This window comes from Deltaproteobacteria bacterium HGW-Deltaproteobacteria-18 (genome assembly GCA_002841885.1).
GTDB lineage: Bacteria > Desulfobacterota > Desulfovibrionia > Desulfovibrionales > Desulfomicrobiaceae > Desulfomicrobium.
In genome coordinates this window covers 19,585-44,440 of the sequence record PHBE01000011.1, presented here as the reverse complement: position 1 = coordinate 44,440, position 24,856 = coordinate 19,585, and the positions used below count along the sequence as shown (strand labels likewise).

The window sequence follows — 24,856 nt, the reverse complement described above, 5'->3', positions numbered from 1 at the left end:
CGTTTTATTTGCATCCTCCCTCTCGACAGCTGTCCTGCTCCGGACGGCTTTATAGCGTTATGAAAGTCTTGACGGGGCGCTTCGGAAGAGGTAGCCACGTCGTTCAATATTTTGGAGGACGCAAGATGTTTGCAATCGTGGAAACGGGCGGAAAGCAGTTTCGTGTGGAAGAAGGCCGCAGTCTGAAGGTAGCCAAGCTTGACGTGCAGGCCGGTTCAGAGCTCACTCTGGACAAGATCCTGCTTGTCGGAACAGGCGCCGACGTCAAGATCGGCCAGCCATTCGTCGACGGCGCAGCCGTACAGTGCGAAGTGGTTGAGCATGGTCGTGACAAGAAGATCATCATTTTCAAAAAGAAACGCCGCAAGGATTATCGTAGAACCCAGGGTCACCGTCAGGATTATACAACCCTGAAAGTGAAATCCATTCAGGCCTAGTGTCGGGAGGAAATAATGGCTCATAAAAAAGCAGGTGGTAGTTCACGCAACGGTCGCGACAGTGCCGGTCAGCGACTTGGCGTGAAAAAGTTCGGTGGCCAGACGGTTTTGGCGGGCAACATTCTTGTGCGTCAGCATGGCACCAAGGTTCATCCCGGCGTTAACGTTGGCGTGGGCAAGGATTTCACTCTTTTCGCACTGATCGACGGAGTCGTGAAGTTTGAAAAGTATACCCGCAAGAACAAGGTCAAGACCAGGGTCAATATCGTTCCTGCTGTCTAGGTCTTGTCCAGCACAAGCCTTTTTCAAGCCGCTTCAAGAGAGTGCTCTTGGGCGGCTTTTTTTGCTGTCCGGCGGTCATGCGCCCCGGGCTTGGAGAGAACATGAGATTTGTAGATGAGGCCAAGATCATCATCCGTTCCGGAAGCGGTGGTCAGGGCAGTGTTTCGTTCCGTCGGGAAAAATACGTGCCCAGGGGCGGGCCCGACGGAGGGGACGGGGGTAAGGGCGGTGACATCATCATGCGCGCCAACAACAACCTGTTGACCCTTTACGATTATCGTCACGCATCCATACAGGAAGCCGAGAGCGGCAAGCCAGGTGGCGGGCGGCTGTGTTACGGCCGCGCCGGCGAAGACAGGGTCGTCGAGGTGCCCGTGGGCACCCAGGTTTTCGAGGAAGTGGACGGTCAGGAGCGGCTCATCGCCGACTTCACGAAAGACGGCCAGGAGATCGTCGTGGCCGAAGGCGGGCGCGGAGGCAAGGGCAATGCCCATTTCAAGTCCTCCGTCATGCAGGTGCCCCGTTTCGCGCAGCCCGGAGAGCCGGGGGTGGAAAAATACATCCGCCTCGAGCTCAAGGTCTTTGCCGATGTAGGACTCCTGGGGCTCCCCAACGCGGGCAAGTCGACCCTCATTTCGCGTATTTCCGCGGCCCGTCCTAAAATCGCGGCCTATCCGTTTACCACGCTGTCACCCAACCTGGGCGTGGTCATCGATGAACACGAACGCAAGCTGGTCGTGGCTGACATTCCCGGCCTCATCGAAGGCGCACACACGGGGCAGGGTCTGGGTCACACCTTTCTGCGCCACGTGGAGCGGTCCCGCTTTCTGGTTCATATCCTGAGCATCGAGGATGTGAATGTGGATGACCCATTGTCCGGGTTCCACATACTTGATGACGAGCTGCGCATGTTCGATCCGGCGCTTGGCGAGAAGCCTCAGCTTCGTGTCATCAACAAGATCGATCTGGTTGATGAAGAGCGCTTGGCCGAGGTGCGGGCCGCCTTTGACCAGCTTGGACTCAAGGTGTACTTCATGTCGGCGTTGGATGAAACCGGAGTGGACGTGGTGCTGGATGCCATGTGGGACCTGCATCTGCAGACCGTCAAGGATGAAACCGAACATGGAACTATCGACTGATTGGCGCGAGCAGCGTCGCCGGATTCTGGAGAAGGCCAAAAGGGTCATCATCAAGATTGGCAGCGCAGTGTTGACCACGGAAAAGGGCCTCGACCCGCGCGTGGTCAACCGCCTGGCCGACCAGATCGCGGGGCTGCATGACCGGGGCCTTGAGATCGTGCTCGTGACCTCAGGGGCCGTGGCTGCCGGTCGCTGCGTTCTCGGCGCGGACAAGGCCGCCGGTTGCATGGTGCACAAGCAGGCCGCCTCGGCCGTGGGCCAGAGCCGCCTCATGCACAGCTATGACGAGGCTTTTGCGCACTACGAGAAGATCACGGCGCAGGTCCTTTTGACCAAGGACGACCTTCGCAGTCGCGAGCGATTCCTGAACGCCCGCAACACCATGTACCGTTTGCTGGACTGGAAGGTCATCCCCATCGTCAACGAGAATGACACGGTGGCCGTTCAGGAACTCAAATTCGGCGACAACGACGCCCTGTCGTCCATGGTCGCCAACCTGGTCGGGGCAGATGTGATCATCAACCTGACCTCCGCTGACGGCGTGTTCGACGACAATCCGTTGGAAAATCCCGACGCCCGCTTTGTGCCCTGCATCGAAAACATTTCCGATCTCAATCTGCAGTCCATGTGCCGGGGCAAGACCGGAGCCGGAACCGGCGGCATGCTCAGCAAGCTCATGGCCGCGCGTCGCGCAGCGAGCATCGGTGTCCCGACGCTTATCGTCTCGGGTCGTCAGAAGCACGTGCTGGAGCGCGTGTTCGATCTCGAAGATCTGGGCTCCTGGATCGCACCGACCCAGAAGATGCTCTCGGGCCGCAAGTTCTGGCTGGCCTACCACCTGGACCCGGTCGGAACCGTCGTGGTCGATGACGGTGCTGCTCGCGCCCTGACAAGCAAGGGCAAGAGCCTGTTGGCCGCCGGAGTCGTCGGGGTGGACGGAAATTTCGGCATGGGAGCCCTGGTCCGGATCGGCCGTCTCGACGGCGGAACCGTGGGCGTTGGACTGATCAACTTCAAGGCTGCCGAACTGCGCAAGATTCAGGGCCTGAGCAGCCCCGAGATCGAGAAAATCCTGGGGCCCTGCCCGCATCAAGAGGTTGTGCATCGCGACAACATGGTGCTGGACAGCACCCTTTAAGGTGTCAACATAATCCAAATGCAGTTCTTTTTGTGAAGCCAAGTCTCAAATATGCGCACCTTCCCGGTGTCATTCCCGCGTAGGCGGGAATCCATGCCGTCCATGTGATGGGATATGCACAGCAGAGCGCTCATTTTTGCGAAGGTGTGTCCAGCATGGGTAGACGCGTATGTCGGCAGTGATACGAACCCCTTTCTTTTCGGGCAGTTAAAATCATGAATCCCCCTTTTTTAAAGGGGTGACGGCTTTTTGCATTGCCACCGGTCATGAATTTTTCAAGCACAAGCTCCGTCAGTCTCCGTACAGATGAAACACGAACAGTCGTCCGCTGCGCAGGGTCACGGTGGCTTGGGCCTCGACAAATACGTTGCTCATGCCCCAGCTGGTGCCGAATGTCAGGGTCGCTTCGTTGAGCGGATATTCAAGCCCCGTCAGGCTCACACCGCTGACCTGAGGGGTGGCGGGGAGCAGGGACAGGGTGTCTCCGATGGTTCCTGTGATGGTCAGGGCTTGGTCCGTCAGGTGGATGCATTGGCTCTGATCCACGACGCAGGCCGGAACCCCGCTCGGCAGGCAACGGGCTAGCAGGAAGAGGTTGCCCAGAGTGTGGTCCAGCCTGCCTCCGGTCGCGCCCAGAAGGGAAATGCGCGAAGCGCCCCGTTCCAAGGCCAGTTCCAGAGCCAATTCCAGGTCCGTGGCGTTTTTCTTGGGGGGATGGAGGTGCATTTCGACCTCTTCGCTCTTGTAGTGCGCGAGCAACTGCTGGGGGATGGAGTCCATGTCGCCTACTGCCAAATGTGGCAGCATTCCCATGGATTCAAGGTGTCTGCTGCCTCCATCGACGCCGATGAGGCGTTCGGCGGAAGAGACCATGGCCCGGACTTTGGGCGAAAGTTCAAGGGGGCCGTTGGCCAGAAGAACCCAATGCATCATGTCTCCATGGTCTAAATTTGTGGGGTGATTCTTGCTGTTTCGGGAACATCCCAGTACATCTTTTTAAATAACCACCTGTCCTGGACAACGCAAGGATTTGCCATGCCTCACCATATGCCGAACGTGCTCGTTGTTGACGACAGTCAGATGTTTTTGCAGGTCTTGGTCCAAAATTTGGCAGAAGCCGTCGCGGGCCGCATCATTTCAGCCAGCACCATGGAAGAGACCCGCGCCTTGCTCGCCGAGCATGAGTTCGCGGTAGCCATGCTCGATCTCAATCTGCCCGATGCGCCCCAGGGCGAGGTGGTCGACCTCGTGCTTGAAAAGGGAATTCCGGTCATTGTCTTTGCCGGGGATTGCACGGACCAGACGCGTGAGCGTCTGTGGTCCAAAAATATCGTCGATTACGTGGTCAAGGAAGGCGGCGAGAGTTTGCGCTATGCCGTGCGCCAGGCGCGGCGCGTGATTCTGAATCGCGAGGTCAAGGTGCTGGTGGTCGAGGATTCGGAGATGGTCCGGACCATGGTCGCGGATCTCCTGCGTGTTCACCGGTTTCAGGTTTTCGTGGCGTGCAATGGCCGCGAGGGGCTGCAGGTATTGAATGCCAATCCGGAGATCCGGCTCATCATCACGGATTACGAAATGCCGGAAATGGACGGAATACGTTTCGTTCGTGCCGTGCGTGCACGTCATCCCAAGGAGGAGATGGCAATTATCGGCATTTCCAGCCATGAGCTGGAATTTTTGTCGGCGCGCTTCCTCAAAAGCGGAGCCAACGATTTTCTGACCAAGCCCTTTTCGAGCGAAGAGTTTTACTGCCGAGTATCACAGAACATGGATCTGCTGGAGTACATTCAGACCATCAAGGACTACTCCGAGAAGGATTTTCTGACGGGCCTGTTCAACCGCCGCTACCTGTTTGCGCAGGGGCCGTCCCGCATTCGCAAGAAACGCAAACGGGGCGATGCGGTTTGTCTGGCCATGATCGATATCGATCATTTCAAGAAAATCAACGATCAGTACGGCCATGAGACGGGTGATGTCGTACTCAAAAATCTCGGTGAACAATTGCGGCGGTATTTTGCTCACCGCGGCATTGTCGCCCGCCTTGGCGGGGAAGAGTTCTGCCTTCTCCTTGATGACGATGTTTCCAGCGCGGCAGCATTGCTGGATGAGTTTCGCCGGGAGGTCGCGGCCACGGATTTTGCCAGTGGCGGGGTTCGCTGTTCCTTTTCTCTCAGTATCGGCCTTTGCGTGTCCACGCATCTGGATCTCGAGGCCATGCTCAAGAACGCGGATGAGGCACTGTACTTGGCGAAGAACAACGGCCGGAATCGGCTTGAAATCTGGAATGACTGAGCAGGTTGCTGAATAATGGCGATCTGCTTCGTCACTGCAGTAAATCCAGATCCTTGCGTATGTAAAATACGCGTTGGGCCTGGATTTTTTTTGTTTCTCGCAGCGCACCGTTTTTTGAACAGATCGGGGATTTGCAATTTTTCAACAGCCAGCTAGGCACGACCAGAGGTTTAGATGTTTGAAGCAAGCCAGTATGCAGCCCGTCGACGGGCGCTGATGCGGTCGGTCAAGACCGGCTGCATCGTTTTGCCGGGCAACGATCTTGTGGGCATGAACTATCACGCCAACACGTTTCCTTTTCGTCAGGATGGCTCCTTCCTTTATTTCGCAGGATTGAACGAACCCGCGCATTGCCTGTGGCTCGACTGTGAGAGCGGGCAGGAAATGCTTTATGGCCCAAGCCTGGGGCTGGACCATACCATCTGGAGCGGTGCGGCGCAGTCGCTTCAGGAACTGGCTGCCAGCGCGGGGATTGCGGGCGTTGGTACCATGCCGGAGTTGGCGGCCGCCTGTCATGAAGCGCAAAAGCAGGGCCGGGAAGTACACTACCTGCCGCCCTATCAGGGAGACGGAGTGTTGCGCCTGTGCCGATTGTTGGGTGCAGTGCCGGAAAATGTCGAGGCTGGGGCTTCGCAAGCGCTTATCCACGCCGTGGTGGCGCTTCGCAGCGTCAAGAGTGGTGAGGAGGTGGACGAAATCCGCCGCGCCATCGCCCTTTCCGCAGAGATGTACGCCGAGCTTATGGCTGCCTGTGCGCCTGGCGCGGCGGAGATTGAGCTTTATGGCCGCCTGCAGGGGTTGATTCTTGCGCGTGGCAGCAGGGAAGCTTTCCCCATGATTCTGTCCCGGCGCGGGGAGGTGCTGCACAATCACACCCGCGACCAGATCCTGTGCGACGGCGATCTGCTGTTGGTCGATTCCGGCGTGTGCTCCCCACTTGGCTACGTATCGGACATTACCCGCACATTACCCGTGGGCGGAGAATTTTCGGCGCGGCAGAAGGAGATTTATGAAATCGTGCTCGATGCATTAGCCGCAGGGACTGCGTGCATGGCTCCGGGTGTGCCTTTTGTGGACTGTCACTTCTCCGCCGCCAAGGCTGTGGCGAGCGGACTCACGAGTCTTGGGCTCATGCGTGGCGATCCGCTTGATGCCGTGGCCCAGGGCGCGCACGCGCTCTTTTTTCCGCATGGGCTTGGGCACATGCTTGGGCTTGACGTTCATGACATGGAGGCCCTGGGTGAGGATTCCGTGGGCTATGACCATGAGTTCAAGCGCGCCGCCCAGTTCGGTCTTTCAGGCTTGCGCATGGCCCGCAGACTCCGGCCCGGCTTTGTCATGACCGTGGAACCAGGCATCTATTTCATTCCTGCCCTTATCCGGCAGTGGCGGGAAGAGCGGCGGCTTGAAGAGTTCATCAATTACGGAGCGCTGGATGCCTATCTGGATTTTGGCGGCATTCGCATAGAGGATGACGTGCTCGTAACCGAAGATGGCAGAGATGTCTTGAGTAAGGACATTCCCAAAAGAGTGGACGATATTTGCAAGCGAATGGGGGAGGCGTCGTGAGAAAGATCAGTCTGCACGGTGGTCACAGCGGACAATACTGCGATCACGCCCGCGATGCACTGTCGGATATCGTGGCGGCCTACCATGAAGCCGGATTTGAATGCATCGGCCTGACCGAGCACATGCCACCTTTTGGCGACTCCGGGCTGTATCCCGATGAAATCGAATTGGGCCGGACAACGGGCTGGATGGAGGCACGATTTGCCCTTTACGTGGCCGAGGCCAGGGGCCTTGTCCGCGAGTACAAGGATCGGATGCGCATTCTGGTGGGTATGGAGAGTGAGTGGTACCCAGGTTGCGCAGAGTGGGTGAAGGAACTGCGCCAGTACCATGCGCTTGATTACGTGGTGGGCTCAATCCATCACGTTCAGGGTGTTTGTTTTGATTTCTCCCGGGAGTCCTACGGCAAGGTTGCCGCGCTGTGTGGCGGAGTCAGCCGGATGTATGCGGCCTATTTTGACGAGCAATTTGAAATGTTGCGGGGGATCAAGCCGGAGGTTGTGGGGCACTTCGATCTCATACGGCTCCACGACCCGGACTATTTGCGAACCATTGCGGAGCCGGAGGTCTGGACACGGATCATGCGCAATCTGGAATGGATTCGAGCCTCCGGCGACATTCTTGATATCAATGCGCGGGCCTTGCTGAAGGGTCAGTCCGAACCATACGTTTGCGCCCTGATAATGGACGCTGCGGCGAAGCTTGGGATTGGCGTTGCCTACGGCGATGACGCACATGGGATGGCGGATGTGGGCTATGGTTTTGAGCAGGTAGAGGAATTGCTTTCGGAGCGAAAGATGAGAAGGCTGGAAATGTCGGGAGCTCGGATCCTAAGGAGCCTCTGCGGGTGAGGCTTTCCAGGCACGCCAGAGCAACCTGCTGGAGTAGGCCAGGCCGCTGCCGACCATGACGTAGAGCCCGGTCTTTATGCCCGCTTCAATCGGAAGCACGCTCAGGATGCGTCCGAATATGATCATTACCGCGATGAGCAGCCAGTTACGCACGGAAAAAAGCCCGCCCAGACAGGCCCGAGATGGCTTGGCTCCAATGTGAAGAATGATCTTGCCTGCGATCCTGTCCAGAATGAATCTGCCCTTCGCCAATCCGAGCATCAATCCGGTCAAGATCACGGGTGCGACGATGGCCAAGGATTCTTCCCAAGAAAGATAAACCCCTTTGATCGCGAGAAAAAAACCAACCGTGGACCAGACTATGGCCGCAGTCAGGAGGCGAGTGCGTGGGTAGGCGCGGGGGGTGAAACGATCCAGGAAGCGAGGCGGCATGGATGGGTTGATAAGGAGGGGGCGATTTAAAGTCAAATGGTTGCGTCTAGTCGGCAAAAAGAGAGGCCGGCATCGTGACGATACCGGCCTCTCTTTTTGCAGGATTGCTGTGAGTTAATCCACTTCCAGAGTATGCCAGCCACCGCGACCGGATTTGACGCTGGGTATTGGCAGGTTGGGTTGGTGAATTTCGATGATACTTCCGGTGCTTGTCTGCACAAATGCGCGGACGCCCTCTTCGCTGCCGAGGTGCAAGCTGGGGGAAACGCCCATGCCTTGTCCCAAGTCGACGATGAACGGCACAAATTCGCCGGTACTGTCTCCAAAGACATTTTCCTTCCAGGCTGTTCCGGTCAGGTAATACAAAGCGTACAGTTTACTGGACCCCTCTGCGGTGCAGTAGTCGTTTGAAGGCGTAAAAGTAGTGAAGTTTGTGAGGCCGCCGAAAAGAGTAGGCTGGCCGACAACACGTTCTCCAAGGTTGGGCATGGCGCGCTTCCAGCCGTCCAGGCTATTGGTGACCCTGATGTGTTCGGCCAATTCTTCAACAGTGGTTACTCCGGTAGGAATACATCCGGTGCCGCCATCCGAGCAGGCAAGAGTGCCTAGCCCGTCATTTTTAACCAATATGTCCGTGACGTCCAAAAGGTTGCCGGGTGGTATTGTACTGAAATTATATGCCGAGCTGTCGGTTTTTTTTGGTTCCATGATGCCAAACATCCATTGAGTTCTAAGGTCTGTCTTGTCGGAGACGTCCCAGAATTTACCCGTGCCGAAGTACACCCAGACATTCTTGTCTTTAAAGCCGATATTGGGAGCTCCTGTAAGCGGCCTGTCGGTATTAGTCATTTCTTTTCGTTCCCATTTGCTGGGATCCGGCTCATTCTCAATTTTCAAACGATGCACTCCACCAGTCATAACTCCGCTGTTTGGGGTGACGACTGTTCCGTAATACATCATGTCAATGAAGAAATCGAAGTCATAGTCGACTGACACAAATCCAGTGCCCATGGCGCTGTTTGAATCCGATAAAGACAGCACGCCCATTTTCGTCATTGTCGGCTTGTCTTTGTCATTCGCCAGACGGAGTGAGAAGGCTGTATCAGCAGTGTTTGTGGCTTGATCAACGAGTGATGCCATCGGCACAACGACAACCTGAGCTTTCTGCGTGCTGGAGCCCGCCGCAGTTAGAGGACCTGTTCCAAAAAGCATGTACCAGTGCTTTTTGCCAGTGGCATCTTTGACAGCCACCAGTGTCGGTTGGTTTAAAGCATAGCCCATGGTGTATTCACCATCATAGGTGAACTCGCCAAGAAACTCAGGTTTTTTCTCTGGGTTGGTAATGTCAAAAATAGAGAACGAAGATCCAAAATAATCCTCGCCCTTGACCAGATCCTGTTGGCCGTCAGCGCCAAAGTTGAATCCTGTAACCAAAATTGTTCCCCATCCATTGGGATGGTCATCGTCATCACCAAAGATCTGTGCCTCGAAGACTCTTGGCTTGAGATCTACATAATACTGATGCTGATATTGCTTGTCGGTAAGGCATGGTAAATGCGGATGGAGGTTGTAGGGAACATAGGCCCACATCTCGGCACCCAGGTCGAAGCCTCCAGAGTTGTCGTAAGTGCCGTTTGAAAGTTGATTTTTATAATATGCGCTGTCGCTGGCGCTGTAAAATCCGCTGTTAACAGCATGCAGCATGCCGTCATTGGCCCCAAAGTAGACCATAATGCGCCGGTTTCTGTATTTTCTGTAAAAATCAGTATAAGATGTATCTTCCCAAAGAAGGTCATAATTTTCAGCAGGAGCAGCTACTACAGTTGGCGATGAATTGATAATGTCACCAAGTCGCCATGTAACAGTAGCGTCTGAAAGGCCGTCGTAGTTTGTATCTACGTATATTTGCCTAGAGCGCAAATCTGCTGCGTCTTGTCCGCGAACCCAATTCACAACTGCGTCCGGGCAATAAGCAAGATCAAGATTGTCAGGCGTGAAGGCAACAACTTCGTTCGGATCGACGGTTCCATTTCCATCATCATTCCACGTAAGAATGTAACGTTTGGAATTGCCGAAATTGCTGGTTGAATTGTATGCTTCTCTTTGAGTTAGCGGGTCCAAGGAGGCTAGGTTCAGCCATCTTGACGCGGACCAGACGTGCTTGACCGAAGTAAGTTCTTGAACAACGCCGCTATCGCATGTGCCGTTGACGACTGATCCACCAATGCAGGCGCGAGAGCGCTTGGGACTGGTGGAGTTGTCGTACCATATTGTTATTTTACTGTCGGCATCATCAAGGGCTGAGTTGAGATTGCTGTCTTCATGCATGATGCCGTCGTCATCAAGCCAGTACGAGTAAACATCGCCTGCCCAGGAAATTTCTTTTCCAAGGGTGTCGGTCCGTTGCGGCCAGAAAACTGCCTGGTAAAGCAGTCCCTCCCCTTTTCGTGAAGTTGAAACAACCGAAGCCGCAGATCCAGAAGAAACCCGGTTCAGAATGCTGCTGAACGCCACTACAAGGGCGTTTTCAAGTTCCTCTCCGGATGCCGCTTCAAAGTAGTTGTCCGGGATCCCGTCCTGAGGGCTGGAGTCATATTCTTCAAGTTCTGGCAGATTGTTGTTGTTCTTGTCGATGAATCCGCCCCATTTCGCCGCATCCTGGAGTAGTTGGCTGCCTGCGCCAAATGCAAATACGGTGTACAGATTAATGTTTTGTACTCCCGGAAGGTCAGAGCGAAGATCTGTGGTGTGGGCCCAATACGCAATGTTGTCCAGGTATCCACTGCCGCTGCTGTCGTAAGAAGCGCCATCGTTTTTTCCTACATCAGCAGCTGCAGTTTTGAATCCTGCTGGTACGTCCTGGTCTTGAGTAGATTCCCCGTCAGTAATAAAGATTATATTTTGCTGCGTGCAGTGAATATTTTTCTTTAAGTCGCTAAAATAGAATGGATCTGGCGCTGTTGTTTTTCCTGTGATGTAGGAGTCTGTTTCATACGGCGACTTTATTTGCATTATGTATCCACACGCCGTATAAAAAGTTTCTGCGAGTGGTGTCCAGCTATCCATCGAAAGGGTGTCAATGTTGTCTATAATGTTTGATATTTGCGTTGGATCAGAAGTCATGTAGTTTAATATTTTGCCGCCATTGTTGTTTGATCCGTCGTCGTCATAGCGGAATAATGCTAGGCGCATGCGGTATCCGAATCTATCCAATAACCCGTATTTTTTTTCAGATTTGACTTTGAGAGTTCGCGAAGCAACCGCTGTGGTCGGATTTTTTGTCCACCTTACAGGAGTAAATCCTGTATCTCTATCCATCTTGTAGACTTTAAGGAGGTCGTTAGATGATGACTGCTCAAGACCAATTCTGTAATGATATGGCGTTTGGTGTTTGTTCGCTGCGCCATTAATGTCCGTGACAGTGTTAGTGTCGTCGTAGACGTGGTACATTCCTCTGTAACTTCCAGCATCTGTTCTGGAAACTAAGTATTTTCCGTCGAGGCTATATGGTCCGCCAGTAAGAACTTTTCTGACGACATCAGTTCTGTGCATCGATGTCCAGTTTAAAAAATTTCCGCTCCAGCTACCGTTTATGTCTATGTAAAAGAAATTTCCTACAGTATCATATGAATAGTACGAATATGAATCGAAATAGCCATAATACGGGTTTGTTGGGATATATCCAGTGTATGCAGGTCTGTCTGTTCCGCCTTCTCTCCAATTTACTCGAACTTCTTTATATGCATGCTCGTTCATGCTTCCAGAAGAATCGACAATCAGTGTTGTAGATGGTGCAACAGCATCAGCCAAAAAAGGTGGAGTAAGGGCGTAGTTGTTACAGCTGAACGCTTCCACTTGGCCAGGTTTTTTTGCTGTTGCCGGGGTTGTCATCGCAATGAGAACAAGGATGCTGACAACTATGATTAAAAAATGTTTCATTTCGTTTCTCCTTCAAGCCAAGCTGTCCGTGAATCTATTTGCAGACTATGGATATGGTGACGATGTCCGGCAGGGCATTCGCCACGGTGGACGGAGCGCAATCTACATCCACGGAAACTCCGTCGAGATCCCCATCGAGGGAGATGGGTTGCCTGTTGCAGCCCAGTACGACAGTGCTGCCTGAAAGTGGGAGAATTACTCCGTTTTCATTTGTAATTACCCAGCCAGATGGCTTTGAAAGTACCCAGTTTCCGGGGCAGACGTTTTCGGTCGAGTTGGTTGCATCTTCTTGTGCCAAGGAGGTCCCCATCAGCAATAAAACAAAGCAAATGCTCCAGAATATCTTTTTCATCATACTCTCCGTCATTTCCCAGATGAAAGGGATCGATAAATTTCAGCGGACCGTTTTCTCGACTGACCATTGTCAGAATTTCCAGTCGATCGAAGACTGTAAATGCGTGCCATGGCTCCGCCGCCCGCGACGCCTTTTCCTACGCCTTCGTATCCGGACGCAAAAATAATTGAAGTGCCATCTGAGGTTAGTGAGCCAAGGTAGTTTACAGTGACTGTTGATGCAATATTGCTATTTATTAAGAGATTTATTGATGAAGCGTTGGCATTGTAGATGGATGGTCCGGTGTTTTCTACTTCAAAAGTGGTTCCGTCTGGAAATGTAAGAGGCCCAGTTTTAGGAAATTTTGAATTTGCATCGTCTCCCCGGGTGTATTCCGAAAATCCAATAATTTCTTCTGTAATTTCAAGGCCGCTGTCGCTCCAAAGGAATGCCTGTTTCATAAGCCGAACATTTCTTCCGACAAACAGATCGATATCTGTATTTCTGCTTAACCCTATTACTACAGCAGCAAGCAGTGCCATGATTATGACTGCCAGTACAAGTGCGCTTCCGTTTTGTTTTTGCATAGCTATCCGCCTACGACAATTCGTTGATACTGGACATTTGTTGGTCCATAGTGGTTCCAGGAAACTGTGACTTCGATTCGCCACAAATTAGCGTCATCAAGAATATTGCCGACGGTGCTTATTGACCATGTGCGTGTATACTGTACGCCTTGTGATGTAATGTTGTCTTGCGCATCAATAACCGCTACTGGGTTGTCCTGGCATTCCAGTGAAAGCTGTTCAAGTTTTGCCATCCCAAGTTCAGATGCCGTAGTGATGCCGTTGCTCACGGCTCTCCCCTTGATGCTGCCGTCTTGAGCCTTCGCCCATCCCAAGATTCCAACAGCTATGATTATCGACGCAATCAGGAGTTCGACGAGTGTAAATCCCTTTTGTTCATTCTTAGTTGACATTGCGCAACCAGACCTGTGTTTGAAAGTCCTGATAATGAAATCCTGCTGGCAGGGTCGACCCGTCAAGGGTTTGTCCGGCATCCCATGGTAATCGGAAGGTGCGGGTTTCCTGGTGCCCCGGTTCAATTTCGCGCGTGCGCAGAATCATGTATATCCAGACAGCCTTGACGTTCTCGGGGTTTCCAGGATCGTCTTCCCAGTTTGCCAAAACGCCCAGATTTTCGTCGTCCTCAGTGTATGCGAGTTGAAAATCTTGAACGTCATAGATTAAAACTTCTTCCAGTCCTGCAGGGTGTTCAACAAAGCGCTGTCGGAGTTCATTGCCGTTTACATAAAACTCAACAGGGTTTACCCGAAAAACTTTTGCGTTAGTTCGTAATGAAGAAAGACTGCTGTCAATAGTCACGCTGTTTAATGCTTTTCCAGTGACCGTGTAGAATGTATTTGGTGACAGTGAAGGGTAAAAGCTTATGTATTTCGAATATTCAGTAGTTCCAATATTGGTTGAATTGTCGATTGGAATTACTTTTGTGTCTGTGATAGATGCTGTTGTCGTTGCTACGTGCTCAAGTCCGTATATTAGGATCACGCCGTCCGGTGTTATGCCTGTAAAGTTTTGTACAGTATTGTGTATCAAAAAACTATCTTCTCCGGCCACTTCATTTGTGCCGGAAATTTTTTCACTACATCCAAATCCAGCATGGCTGAAAGCCTGTATCAATACTTGCATTGCAGCTCTGGCGCTGCTTTGCATTTCCAGTTGGTTTTGTTGCGCCTGGTTGATTCTTGTTTGCTCCCGAAACAGACTATATCCAGCTGTCGTAAGGATTCCAAACATGACGATTACGACCAGTAATTCGACAAGTGAAAATCCGGCGTTTTTAATATGCTTTATATGGGCTCTATCATTGTACACGTATAGCTCCCGTGCGTAATATCTCAGTAGTGGTGATTGTTCCCCGGATATTGCTCATCACGACCCGGACAGTGCCTGCTCCCATTCCATCCTCGTTAAATCGTGCTCGTGCATCCGTTCCTGCTTCAAACCTGATGGTTCCGCTATAAGATACGAGGTTGACTGTTTTGGTGACGATGTCGTCTCCACTGTCTAAGATTGCATCTGGGCCTGAATCAATGATCTGGTAGACATTTGTTCCCGTGTCGAAATCGATCGCCCAAGGGCGAAGCCCTCTCAAGGCTCCCATCTGTGCCTGTCTCAAGTCTTGAGAAAGGCTGCTGGTCGCGGAGCGCAAATGATGCTCTGGCAGATATTTGGCGAGGAACATTCCTGTAACGACTCCCAAGATGCTCAGAATTGCCACTACTACCAGCAATTCCACCAAGGTTACGCCGCTTTGTTTTCGACAATCAGTGTTCAAATCGGCCTCGTTTTATTTGAAGAACTTTGAGGGCAAGATTTTTTAAGGTGCGATCTTTCTTAATGGTTCTTTCTTAGTTCGGTCCAAAAAGGAATCTCTGCCAATAAATGGCAAAAATTTTCCAAAAAATGTCAGGATGCCCTGTTTTTGTCTTGGTATCATCTACTCAGAAAACGCTTTCGTTCGCCTGCTAACAACCCTGTTTTTTGGGCCAAAGATTTCTTGTTGTGAAAGAAGCTGCGCACCAACCAAACTTGGAGCGCAAATTTTTTCTGCTTTGAGCTTGTGTATAAGTATTTATTAACCTTTTATTTACCATAATATCGTATTTTGAAGGTGTCAAAGCCTAGTGTCTTCCAGTAGTGATCTTTTGAATTTATTAACAGCAGAAAGTATGCCGGAACGATTGGCTTGAAAACGCGTTTCGTTGTGGCGCGCGGATCGGGTGGAATTACGGGGGGGGTGAGTTTAGGCTGTGTGCTGCCAGGGCGTGGTCTTGGAATTGTTTTTGGATTTGAGACGGAAGGGCGATCATTTTTTCGCAGGACGTCTGGATTGGTTTGCCGATTTTCTAGTCCGTGTTTTTTCTCCAGAACAGACTTCCCGATTTGATGGTGAAGGGGGTGGTGATTTTGGTCTTCGGAAGCTTGCCCGAAATTGTCTGGGTGATGGCCGTGGCAGATGATCTTTCGCCCAGGTGCAGGATCGGGCTTGTGCTTGGGCCTTGGCCGAGTTCGATGAAGGAGGCCAAATTGCCGTGGTGGTTTTCCAGGGTTGGCCAGAAATATGGTGTGCCTGTTTTGTAGAAGAGTGCCCACAGGTAGCTTGAACCATTGGCCGAGCAGGCTTCGAGGGATGGGATGTAACTTGTGAAGATGACGGATCCGCCAAGAACGGCGGCAGAAGTCAGAACTCTTTCGGTAGCCTCGGTGAATGTGTGTTTCCAGCCTGCTGCTGAGTCAACGCTGCTGCTCAGCCAGGCCCAGTCTTTTGTGGACTTCGAATCCGCGTTTGCCTGGATTATCCCTGCACAGTTTTCAGAAAATTTTCCCTCGCCGCAGGTGCCCTTTGTCACGGCGATCTTGTTGCTGTCGAAGAGGTTGTGAGCGAAAACTGTTTCCCAGCTTTTGACTCCGTTCACTTCAGGTTCCCTGATACCATAGAAACTCATGGGCGAGGATTGGGGAATGTCGGCGCGATTCAGGAAACGTCCTGTTCCGAAAAAAATCCACAGTCTGTCAGTTTCATCCATTGCCACCGTGGGGGCCGCGGTTACGGGGCCGGTAGCATCGATGAGCGTTGAAGTAGTCCAATTTCGAGGTTCTGCATTGTCGGTCCAGACTCGGTGCATTCTTCCGGTCTGGGCGTTTTTCTCTCCGCCCATAGTCCCGAAATATATCAGGTCGGTCTTGAATTTCCCGGTTTCACTTTTGGACCCGATGTCCAGATCCACGCAAATCGGATCGCTGATTAATGAACTCTCTTCAGTGAAGGCAAAGGGACGAGACACGGCCGAGAGTAATCCGTCGCTGCCCACGGTTTTGACGATTTTTTCCATGAACAACGCGCTCAGGTCCAGAATATAGAGTTTGCCGGGTTGGTCACTTGTGCCTGCCGCGAGTTTTGAGCGGTCAGCGTACCCAGAGGAATCAGCCGGGCCGGAGCCGAAGACCATGTACCATCTGTTTCGCTCGGCTGTATTTGCATTGGGACTGCTCATGGGCATGACCGCTGGCACACAGGTCGTGAAGCCCTGGCCGAGCATTGAGATTTCAGCCATTACGTTCGGCGGGGATTCGGGGTCGGTCACGTCCATGATCACGTAGGCCGAGGACACGTTGCGATCAATATCATTATTAAAGGTATTGCCGTCGGTTTTGTCGATGTCCACCTCCATGGCCGCCCCGCCAAGACGCATGCCCGCCACCAGGATTGTCCCCCAACCACCGGGGTATTTGCCTTCGTCCACGGACGTGATCCCGTCGGACATGAAGAATATCCGGGCGTCAAAGACCTTGGGCGTCAGGTCCATGTAGGCGACATGCAGTTTCTCGCCATAATCCGGAAGCATGAGCCACTTGAGGTGCGGCAGCAGATTGTAGGGCACGTAGGCCCAGAGCTCCTGGCCGAGTTGAAATCCTGTCTGCCCGTCCCGCGTCACGTCGAACGTGCGGGTGCCGGAATTCCAGAAGCCGCCGTTGAACGCGTGCAGCATCCCGTCATTGGCTCCGGCATAAACAACCTGCCGACGATTCAGGTATTTTTTCAGGAACCTCTCGTAGGTCGTATCATTATATATGAGGTGATAGTTTTCGGATGGTCTGCCCACTGCGACAGGCGAAGAGTACACGATGTCGCCCAGCCTCCAGGGAGTCCCCCCGTGAATGCGACTTCGGACCGCGTCGACGATTCCCCCCACCGTGGCGTTGCCGACCTCTGCCCCACGGATGAAGTCCACCTGTCGTTTGGCCAGGGTGGCCAGGAGGTTGGAGAAAGCGGAAGGGTTTTCTTCCCGCAGAGAGTTGATCATGCTTTGCGCCTGATCGGAAAGATCAAGCCCCAGTGTCCCGGACGCGGATTCGTAAAGGGTCAGGTAATTGTAAAAATGATCCAAGGAGTTGAGCGTTGTGACCGCAGGACTGACCGGGAGCGTGAAGGCTTGAATTTCTCCGCGGCCTGAATCGGCCACCATGTCACGATTTTTGTCCACAAAGGTTATGATGTAGCGGTTCGGATCAACAGAGGCGAAACGCGAACGCTGCGTGATTGTTTCCGCGGCCTGCAGATCATTGAGCCATGGACTGGAAGACCACAGGAAATGGATGTCGGTTATGCCGTCCAGCGCCGTGGCATTTCGTTCTCCCTCGTCAATAAGCCCATTCTCGTTGGTATCGGTATGCGCGTAAATTTTTTCCCCGGCGAACTCGATGACCCTGTCCGTGTCCGGGCCTTCACGCAGGTTGCCCTGGCTGTCCAGAAGGTAGGCGTGCACCTGTCCCGCCCAGGGCGGAGCGGCCTGGCTTGCCCGGCTGGGCGGGAAATAGATTGCCTGATACGCCGCGCCCTCGCCGCTGCGCGCCAGGGTCGTGACGGAGGTGGCGGAGCCGGACGCGACGCCTGGCGTGTCGAGCTGCAGGACGCGGGTGATGGCTGCCTCCAGCTGTCGTCCTGATCGTGCCGAAAAAAAGTTGTCGGGCTGGCCGTCGCCGTTGGCATCGAACTCCGCTTGCAGGTCAGGGAGGTTGTTGCCGTTTATGTCCCTGAATTTTCCATGCCGGGCTGCGTCCATGAGGAGAGGGCTGGGGTCGTCGGCAAGACATACCGCGTAAAAGTCCCAGTTCTGCATTCCGTCCATGCCGTCTTCGGGACGCAGGTCCGTGGTGTGTCCCAGATAGGCCATGTCAATGAGATACGTGCTTCCGCCCGGATGCAGGAAGTATTCTTCTTCCTGTCGTTTTATCGTGGGAAGTTTTTTGATTTCGGCGGGAATGCCCAGGTCCCCGGAGCTTTCCCCGGCGCTGATCAGGATGACGCTCTGCCTGGAGCAGGGTACCGCTTGCCCCCTGGACGGAAAATAAAACGGATCGGCGACCTGAGGGCTCTGCCCGTTCTGGCGGAGAGATTCGTAGACCGTGCGCAGGGTTTTTGCCAGCGGCGCTCCCCCCTGCGGACTGACGGAGTTCACGGTGCTTATGATCCGAGCCAGGTCGGCTGCGTCGTCAGTCATGGGATGGAGGTCTTGTTCGTCATCCACGAAAGTTAACAGGGCAACGCGGGCCTTGTTCTTCACGGCGTGGAGCAGACCGCTTTCTGCTTCGCCTTTGATGCGCAGCGCGTAATGCGTGTCGGAGTCCGGCCCGGAGTCCGGTTCGGAAACGAGCATCGTGCTTTCACCAGCCAGAGGCTTTATGGCGAAACGCCCGCGCAGGGGCGTCATGTGCGAGATGCGTCCTCCCAGATCGCGTCGGGGGGCGGTGTCGTCAAAGTCCAATTCCTCGACTTCAAGGCCGTGCGACTGAGTTTCGTAGCAGTCGGTCCGGGCATCGAATTTTCCGCCGCTCAGCAGCTTGCGCGCCACATCTATGCGCAGCATCGCCGCCCAGTTCAGGAAATTGCCGTTCCACTGGCCGGTGGCATTGTCCGCCAGGAAGTGTGGAGTGTCGGTTTGCGCGTTGTAACGGTAGTATGAATCGGGGTCGAAGTAGCCATGGTATTCGCGCGTTGAGTTGAACGCTCCGGAATACGCCCGCTGCAGCATGCTGGACGACGTGTCCAGAATAAAGGTCAGCGACGGTTGTTCCTCGACGGCCAGAACCGGGGGCAGCCAGTGAAAGTCAGAGGCTCTGTAGGCGACGGCCTCAGGGGCAAGGAGTAAAAGGGCGCTGACGGCAATCCAGACTAGGTTCCCAAGGTATTTTCCATTCATTGGTTGATGTGCCTCCAGCCCAGATCGACTTCCGACGCGCTATTGCGGGGCCCTTGCCTGTGCGAGCGGATAAGATAGCTGCTGTAGGTGCCGCCCGAGGCCGCCCCCGTGCCAGCGCTCCCGTATCCCGAACCGCCCTGCAATGCGCTGCCCGGAACCTGGCCTGTTTCGATGAGGCCGGTCCGCACATGTGTAGCGCCTGTTTGATGGCGATGCCATTTGACAGGGAAGTCAGCGGGGTTGAAGTCGCTCATGTTTTCCCAGGCGGAGGCGTTGGGGCCGTCGTTGTAAAACGATGAATTGACGGCGGCGATGGCGCTTTCCAGATACTCATGCCCGGCGTTTGCGCCTGAGTCCGCGAGAAAAAAGGCATTTTTAGTGGAGTGTCCGTTGGCGGCCATGAGCATGTTCAGATGCGCCGTGTCACTGGCGGCCAGCCCCATGATTCCGAGCAGGGCAAGGGCGATGATGGCCACGATGAAAATCGTGCCGGACTGGCCCGGACAAGGTTTTGGGCTGGCCTTAGAATTTTGGGGAGAGGACATATACGTACCGTGCGCTCGCGCGCGAGCCCCTGTTGTTCCACGTGAGGATGCAGGTCATTTCCTTGCACCGCTCCACGGGCGAGTTGTCGTTCATGGTGCAGTTCAGCGAGTAACGAACGCCGTCACTGACGCGGCTTGCCGTGGAGTCCGTCAGGGCATTGAAGGCCTGAGCGGAATACTGGGCGCGTGAGGCATTCTCCAGAAACTCTTCCATCAGAAAGCTCCCCCGGGAAATCCGGCTGGCGTTGACATCCAGCATAAACGCCTGGGTGATGAGGGCTGCGACGCCCATCAGACCGATGGCCAGAATGGCTGCCGCCATCAGGACTTCGATAAGCGTGAAGCCGGGGCTATTTTTTTCTCCCCATGGCCGGCGAGATGTAACTTTCGGGGCAAAAATCGGACTTGCGGTCTGGCACGGACGTTTTGTGAGAAGGTGGCTGGACATGCGGCGTTCTACTCCGAAACCATGCTGCCCGATGGCCGCACCGTGATCGTGCGGGACAGGCCGGTGTTGTTTTCGATAGTGACGGACCCGGCCACAGTGGCTCTTCCGAGGCCGTTGAAATGGGTGGTGAAGGATTTGGCGAGGATGGCGCCGGTTTTAAGCGAGCTGAGATCAAAGCGTCGCAGCAGGGTGTTGTCGCTGCGCACCCTGATTTCGCAGGTGTTTTGCGGCGAGGCGCATCGGAACCGGATCTGCTGGTTTCGTTTGATGGCTTCGAATCTGGCGTGCCGACACATGCTGACAATGGTCCGGACAGCACGGTTCATTTCGGCTCCCGGCAGGGCTTTTAGCAACGTCGTGCCACAAATGCCTGCCAGCACGGCCACGATAGTCAGGACCACAAGGATCTCAAGAATAGTGAACCCTTTGTTCACGGCGTCTTTTCCATTTCCGTATTTCTGCACCAGACCGTGGTGGACACCGTGCGGTTGCCGATGCCGAATTGTGCCTGGGACGGATCGGGGACAGCGGTGATTTGTACGCGAACGCCCCGAATGCTCCGTGTGTGCGCATGCGGATCGACGATAATCTCGCCGTCGGCATCGAGATAGGAGAAACGCAGATCCCCGATGCCTGTGCTGACGGGTTGCCAGTGCACGGCTCCGGTGTCGTATTTGCGCAGCACATTGTCGGGGATTTTTTTTGCTGATCCGTCGTTTGCGACATTGAGCCTGAACCCCGCGTGTTCGCGCAGACTGCCGCTGCCGCTTTCATTGACGATGCCGTCCGCGTTCCAGTCCAGGGTGCAGTAGACTGCGGTCTGTGTCGTGGCCCGGCCAAAAGCCGGAGCGCCTGTTTCGGGTTTATGGGTAAAGCCGAAGCCTGACGCCCCTCGCGCCGAGAATCCGCACATGCGCAATTCTTCGGAAATGAGCGCGACGGAGGAAAGGAGTTCCTGCTGCATGAGGGAGGTCTGGCTCTGTCTGACGGCGATGCGTTGGTGGGTCTGGAAAAGGGAGTAGACCGCGCTGGCGATCAGGCTCGAAACAGTCATGGCGACAAGGATTTCGACAAGGGTCATGCCGGACTGCCCGGGTTTCTGCTGGTAGCTTTTGGTCATGCGTAGCGCCTGAGAATCTGCTTGGTTTCATTGCAAAAATTCCCGTCACGATAAGCCCGGTCGCAACCTGTTTCAATTATACCATTCCCTAATATTGAAAGGCTGAAAAACTGGTAGGATCTGGAACAAAAAAAAGCGGCCTGAGCAAAGAATGCCCAGGCCGCCGTAGGGATTTGGCCGTACAGCCGTTATTTGTCCACGACCGCGCAGTCCGGATTGGGGCACCACCATTCCTCGCCTTCGCCGGTGATGGCCTTGACTTCGTTCGATTCAAGCATGGCGGCTGTATGAGAGTCCAGTTCCTTGCATTTACGGCCGGTCAGCTTTTGCTTGGTGTCTCCGGTCAGGGGCAGGGTATTTTCCTGTTTGTCCGTCATGGTGGACCTCCTTTGATTTTTGATTGTTGTTCGCACAATATACCCGTGTGCGCCGCAACTGACAACTCCATGCCGTGGAAGTGCCGCATGGGGTGCGAATCGTTCCTTTGAATACGCTGCAAGGCGGTTCACTCTTGTTTGAGTCTTTTTGAAGTTTCGGATATATCCACGAAATGGAGAAATTCGACCCTCGAATATTGATCAGACTTTCAGGCACTTGTCGCGTGGCCTGCGTTGCGGGACTCACCGGGCGTACGCGATGAACGCGGAAAGGACCGTTCTGGTTGCTGATGCCGATCCTGACCGGCGGCAGGTTCTCATGGATCTGCTGGCCGCCGATGGCTATGCCGTCCCGGTTGCTTCGAATGGTGAAGAGGCCTTGCTCAAGCTTGAAGGCGGTCTGGTTGATCTGGTGATCGCCGACGAAGACGTCCCGGGCATGACCGGCCGGGAGTTGCTGTGGGAGTGCGTTCGGCGCTGGCCTGGGCTGCCCTTCATAATGTTGACCGCCCGTGGCACGGTGCCCAGCGCCGTCGCGGCCATCAAGGACGGTGCCACGGATTATCTGACAAGACCCGTGGACGGGCAGGAACTGCTCAGGGGGATTGCCCGGGTTCTGGCCGCAAGCGCAGGGCGCTCCTGGGCGCGCGGCGGCAACCTGCTGACCGAGGAGCTTTGGGGCGGGAAGAGTCCTTCCATGCAGCGTCTTTACCGGTTGATCGAGCGGGTGGCTCCGACGGAGGCCACGATCCTGCTTTTGGGCGAGAGCGGCACGGGCAAGGAAAAGATCGCCGGGCTCCTGCATCGCCTGAGTCAGCGCTCGCGGGGTCCGCTTGTGATCGTCGATTGTGGCTCCACTCCCTCAACCTTGCTTGAGAGCGAACTGTTCGGGCACGCCAAGGGCTCGTTCACCAACGCCTACAAGGACAAGAAGGGACTCGTGGCCGAAGCGCATGGCGGAACTCTGTTCCTTGACGAGATAGGCAATATCTCATCGGAAATGCAGTTGCGCCTCCTGCGCTTCCTGCAGGAGCGAAAAATCCGGCGGGTTGGAGATCTGGCCGAGACCGCAGTCAATTGCCGCGTCATTGCCGCGACCAATGCGGATTTGGCCGATTTGGTGCGTAGCGGCGAGTTTCGGGAAGATCTTTACTACCGCCTCAAGGTCATCACCATCCAGGTTCCGCCCCTGCGTGAGCGCAAGGCCGACATCCACATTCTGGCCGAGCGTTTTCTCCAGCTCTTTGCCGAGGACGGACCCATGGCGCGTCTCGACGCAGAAGTGTCCGAAGCCATCCTCGACTATCCCTGGCCCGGCAACGTGCGTGAACTGCGCAATATGCTGGAGGCTGCGGTCATCTTGTCTTCAGACGGAGTTATCCGGATGGAGGATATGCAGTTCGAAGAGAGCTACGAGGACACGCCCCTGCCCGGCAATCTTCTCTCTTTGGCCGGAAGCGAGAAGCAGGTGGTCCTGAACGCTCTTGAGCGAAGCGCCTGGGTGGTCAAGGACGCCGCCGATCTGCTCGGGGTCAGTCGTCGGACCATGCACTACAAGATCAAGAAATTTCAAATTGATACGGCAAAGCGATCAGCCTGACGAAAAGTTTTGGTTTTCGTCCTTCGCGTGAAGCGTGTCTTGGGACCGACAATCAAATTCCGACGTTTGCCCGCTTCCGCTCCTGGTCACGGTTGTCTTTTTCAGGGCGATTCCCTTTTTAACGTTTGTCATCCCGTCCACAGTGATTAGCATGGGAAAAGACAGTTGAAGATGGGAGGACCTATGAAAAACATGAATACCTTGTTGCACTTCATGCGTTATTTTGAACCGCATTGCACAGAGAAGAACGGTGAAAGAATTTGTTACGTCTCGGCTCTTGAGTACCCCGACGAAAATGAGGCACTCGAAGTTCTGGGAGGAAACGGATTCTTTGCCCATGGTCCAAAGAAGGTGATCCTGAGGTATGCAGGACGGAAAAATGTCGATGGCGAAGATCAGTGGCGGTTGTCTGATGAGCAGCTTCCAGAAACTTTTCCAGTTTGGGAAGCACGTTGAAGTTTTTTATGATCATGGTTTGACAGGGGGGAGAATGAGAAGTCTCGCGTTGTTTCTTGCAGTTTCTTTTTTTATTGCGGTTTCCGGATGTGCCCATTTCGGGCAAAAAGTGGAATCCCCAACGGTGAGACTGGTCAATGTGGTCCCTGCAAGCAGCACTCTCTTTGAGCAAAGAGTTGTTTTGACTTTGCGGATAGTCAACCCCAATCCTTTTGCGTTGGCCTGGACCGGAGTCAGGGTCAATGCACGTTTTAATGACATGAATCTTCTTCCCGCCGTGTCTTCGGAAAATGGAAGGGTGGAGGCCTTGAGCGAGGCAGTTTTCAAAGTCGAGGCCTCCGCCTCGACACTGGACCTGTTGCGTCAGATCATCACCTTTCAGAACGGTCCGGGCAAGCTGACCTACGCATTGGACGGGGTTTTGTACCAGGGCGGTCTGAGTTCCGGAGGAATTCCGTTCCTTGCGGAAGGTGCGCTCTGGGATTCTGGCACGGAACTTTAGGGAGGCCCTATGCGACTGGCGTTGACGTTGGCACTACTGGTACTTGGTTTGTTTGGAGGTAATGTGGCTGCACAGAATAAAGAGGCGGTTTTCGCGGGCGGATGCTTTTGGTGTCTTGAAGGACCTTTCGACGCGCTGCCCGGTGTGTTGGCAACGGAGGCGGGTTACACTGGCGGACAGACGCCAAATCCGAGCTACGAACAGGTTTCGTCCGGGACCAGCGGGCATCTAGAAGCCATGCGGGTGGTCTATGATCCTGAGTTGGTTGACTTTGGGAAGCTTCTTGATGTTTTTTGGCGCAACATAGACCCCACCGACGCCGGAGGGCAGTTCTGCGATCGTGGCCCGCAGTACAGATCTGCCGTATTTTTTGCGGACGAGGCCGAAGAATCCATCGCGAGAGCGTCAATGGCCCAGCTTGAGGAGGCTCGGGGATTCAAGGTAGCAACCGAGATTCTGCCCCGCACCGAGTTTTATGCCGCCGAGGAATATCACCAGGATTATTACAAAAAAAATCCTCTGAGGTACCGTTTCTATCGCCAGGGCTGCGGCCGCGATCAGCGACTCAAGCAGCTTTGGGGGGCGGAAGCCAAAAAATAGCCCCAGGGGCA

24 protein-coding genes are annotated in these 24,856 nt (G+C 54.3%); 11 read left to right on the top strand and 13 right to left on the bottom strand.

Features of this window, described 5'->3' with window-relative positions:
- The first annotated feature begins 125 nt into the window (after positions 1-125).
- From rplU to proB, 4 genes are all read left to right on the top strand, one after another.
- Entirely contained in the window at positions 126-437 is a 312-nt protein-coding gene (gene rplU, locus CVU60_11270; GenBank protein ID PKN41314.1) for a 50S ribosomal protein L21, read from the top strand.
- Positions 438-452: 15 nt separating this feature from the next.
- Positions 453-719, top strand: coding sequence for a 50S ribosomal protein L27 (locus tag CVU60_11265; protein ID PKN41313.1), 267 nt, complete (start codon positions 453-455; stop codon positions 717-719).
- Positions 720-820: 101 nt separating this feature from the next.
- Positions 821-1,858 carry a GTPase ObgE gene (locus CVU60_11260; GenBank protein PKN41424.1) on the top strand — a complete coding sequence of 346 codons (1,038 nt, stop codon included), beginning with the start codon at positions 821-823 and terminating at the stop codon, positions 1,856-1,858.
- Positions 1,842-2,996 (top strand): glutamate 5-kinase, encoded by a 1,155-nt coding sequence (gene proB, locus CVU60_11255; GenBank protein ID PKN41312.1) that lies wholly within the window; start codon positions 1,842-1,844, stop codon positions 2,994-2,996. Before CVU60_11260 ends, proB begins: the two co-directional genes overlap by 17 nt.
- Before the next feature lie 291 nt (positions 2,997-3,287).
- Here the strand turns inward: proB and CVU60_11250 are convergent, their stop codons facing one another.
- Entirely contained in the window at positions 3,288-3,929 is a 642-nt protein-coding gene (locus CVU60_11250) for a thiamine diphosphokinase (GenBank protein PKN41311.1), read from the bottom strand.
- A gap of 102 nt (positions 3,930-4,031) precedes the next feature.
- Between CVU60_11250 and CVU60_11245 the strand changes: the two genes are divergently transcribed.
- The 3 genes from CVU60_11245 to CVU60_11235 all read left to right on the top strand — a co-directional run bounded on the left by CVU60_11245 (position 4,032) and on the right by CVU60_11235 (position 7,708).
- On the top strand, positions 4,032-5,288 hold the full coding sequence (locus tag CVU60_11245) for a diguanylate cyclase response regulator (GenBank protein ID PKN41310.1): 1,257 nt from the start codon (positions 4,032-4,034) through the stop codon (positions 5,286-5,288).
- A gap of 174 nt (positions 5,289-5,462) precedes the next feature.
- On the top strand, positions 5,463-6,857 hold the full coding sequence (locus tag CVU60_11240; GenBank protein ID PKN41309.1) for a Xaa-Pro aminopeptidase: 1,395 nt from the start codon (positions 5,463-5,465) through the stop codon (positions 6,855-6,857).
- Positions 6,854-7,708, top strand: a complete 855-nt coding sequence (locus tag CVU60_11235; GenBank protein ID PKN41308.1) for a restriction endonuclease — start codon at positions 6,854-6,856, stop codon at positions 7,706-7,708. Before CVU60_11240 ends, CVU60_11235 begins: the two co-directional genes overlap by 4 nt.
- Here CVU60_11235 and CVU60_11230 read toward each other — a convergent pair.
- Both CVU60_11230 and CVU60_11225 read right to left on the bottom strand, forming a co-directional pair.
- Positions 7,688-8,140 (bottom strand): hypothetical protein, encoded by a 453-nt coding sequence (locus CVU60_11230; protein ID PKN41307.1) that lies wholly within the window; start codon positions 8,138-8,140, stop codon positions 7,688-7,690. The two genes, CVU60_11235 and CVU60_11230, sit on opposite strands and share 21 nt — an antisense overlap.
- A gap of 114 nt (positions 8,141-8,254) precedes the next feature.
- Positions 8,255-12,079: a hypothetical protein gene (locus CVU60_11225; protein ID PKN41306.1), complete on the bottom strand. Its 3,825-nt coding sequence runs from the start codon at positions 12,077-12,079 to the stop codon at positions 8,255-8,257.
- Between the two features lie 143 nt (positions 12,080-12,222).
- Here CVU60_11225 and CVU60_11220 point away from each other — a divergent pair, with 143 nt between their 5' ends.
- Positions 12,223-12,600 (top strand): hypothetical protein, encoded by a 378-nt coding sequence (locus tag CVU60_11220; protein PKN41305.1) that lies wholly within the window; start codon positions 12,223-12,225, stop codon positions 12,598-12,600.
- A gap of 402 nt (positions 12,601-13,002) precedes the next feature.
- Here CVU60_11220 and CVU60_11215 read toward each other — a convergent pair whose 3' ends face one another.
- The 9 genes from CVU60_11215 to CVU60_11175 form a co-directional block, all read right to left on the bottom strand.
- Positions 13,003-13,473, bottom strand: coding sequence for a hypothetical protein (locus CVU60_11215; GenBank protein ID PKN41304.1), 471 nt, complete (start codon positions 13,471-13,473; stop codon positions 13,003-13,005).
- Positions 13,382-14,308, bottom strand: a complete 927-nt coding sequence (locus CVU60_11210) for a hypothetical protein (GenBank protein ID PKN41303.1) — start codon at positions 14,306-14,308, stop codon at positions 13,382-13,384. The genes CVU60_11215 and CVU60_11210 overlap by 92 nt, the downstream gene beginning before the upstream one ends.
- Positions 14,298-14,771, bottom strand: a complete 474-nt coding sequence (locus CVU60_11205) for a hypothetical protein (protein ID PKN41302.1) — start codon at positions 14,769-14,771, stop codon at positions 14,298-14,300. The genes CVU60_11210 and CVU60_11205 overlap by 11 nt, the downstream gene beginning before the upstream one ends.
- A gap of 571 nt (positions 14,772-15,342) precedes the next feature.
- Complete coding sequence (locus CVU60_11200) at positions 15,343-19,197, bottom strand: hypothetical protein (GenBank protein ID PKN41301.1); 3,855 nt, start codon at positions 19,195-19,197, stop codon at positions 15,343-15,345.
- Entirely contained in the window at positions 19,194-19,673 is a 480-nt protein-coding gene (locus CVU60_11195) for a hypothetical protein (protein ID PKN41300.1), read from the bottom strand. Before CVU60_11195 ends, CVU60_11200 begins: the two co-directional genes overlap by 4 nt.
- 46 nt (positions 19,674-19,719) lie before the next feature.
- Entirely contained in the window at positions 19,720-20,190 is a 471-nt protein-coding gene (locus tag CVU60_11190) for a hypothetical protein (GenBank protein ID PKN41299.1), read from the bottom strand.
- 8 nt (positions 20,191-20,198) lie between these two features.
- Positions 20,199-20,654 carry a hypothetical protein gene (locus CVU60_11185; protein PKN41298.1) on the bottom strand — a complete coding sequence of 152 codons (456 nt, stop codon included), beginning with the start codon at positions 20,652-20,654 and terminating at the stop codon, positions 20,199-20,201.
- Complete coding sequence (locus CVU60_11180) at positions 20,621-21,310, bottom strand: hypothetical protein (GenBank protein PKN41297.1); 690 nt, start codon at positions 21,308-21,310, stop codon at positions 20,621-20,623. The genes CVU60_11185 and CVU60_11180 overlap by 34 nt, the downstream gene beginning before the upstream one ends.
- A 188-nt stretch (positions 21,311-21,498) precedes the next feature.
- Positions 21,499-21,687, bottom strand: coding sequence for a hypothetical protein (locus CVU60_11175; GenBank protein PKN41296.1), 189 nt, complete (start codon positions 21,685-21,687; stop codon positions 21,499-21,501).
- A 259-nt stretch (positions 21,688-21,946) separates the two neighbouring features.
- On the opposite strand from CVU60_11175, the gene CVU60_11170 reads away from it, so the two are divergent.
- Positions 21,947-23,287: a sigma-54-dependent Fis family transcriptional regulator gene (locus CVU60_11170; protein PKN41295.1), complete on the top strand. Its 1,341-nt coding sequence runs from the start codon at positions 21,947-21,949 to the stop codon at positions 23,285-23,287.
- On the opposite strand, the gene CVU60_11165 is transcribed toward CVU60_11170, so the two are convergent.
- A complete protein-coding gene (locus CVU60_11165) occupies positions 23,279-23,626 on the bottom strand; it encodes a hypothetical protein (protein ID PKN41294.1) in 348 nt (115 codons plus the stop codon). The genes CVU60_11170 and CVU60_11165 overlap by 9 nt on opposite strands.
- A 25-nt stretch (positions 23,627-23,651) precedes the next feature.
- Here CVU60_11165 and CVU60_11160 point away from each other — a divergent pair, with 25 nt between their 5' ends.
- Together CVU60_11160 and msrA are read left to right on the top strand one after the other, a co-directional pair.
- The gene (locus CVU60_11160; GenBank protein ID PKN41293.1) at positions 23,652-24,245 is read left to right on the top strand and encodes a hypothetical protein; all 594 of its coding nucleotides are present in this window, start codon (positions 23,652-23,654) and stop codon (positions 24,243-24,245) included.
- A gap of 9 nt (positions 24,246-24,254) precedes the next feature.
- Positions 24,255-24,845: a peptide-methionine (S)-S-oxide reductase gene (gene msrA, locus CVU60_11155; protein ID PKN41292.1), complete on the top strand. Its 591-nt coding sequence runs from the start codon at positions 24,255-24,257 to the stop codon at positions 24,843-24,845.
- Positions 24,846-24,856 lie beyond the last annotated feature (11 nt).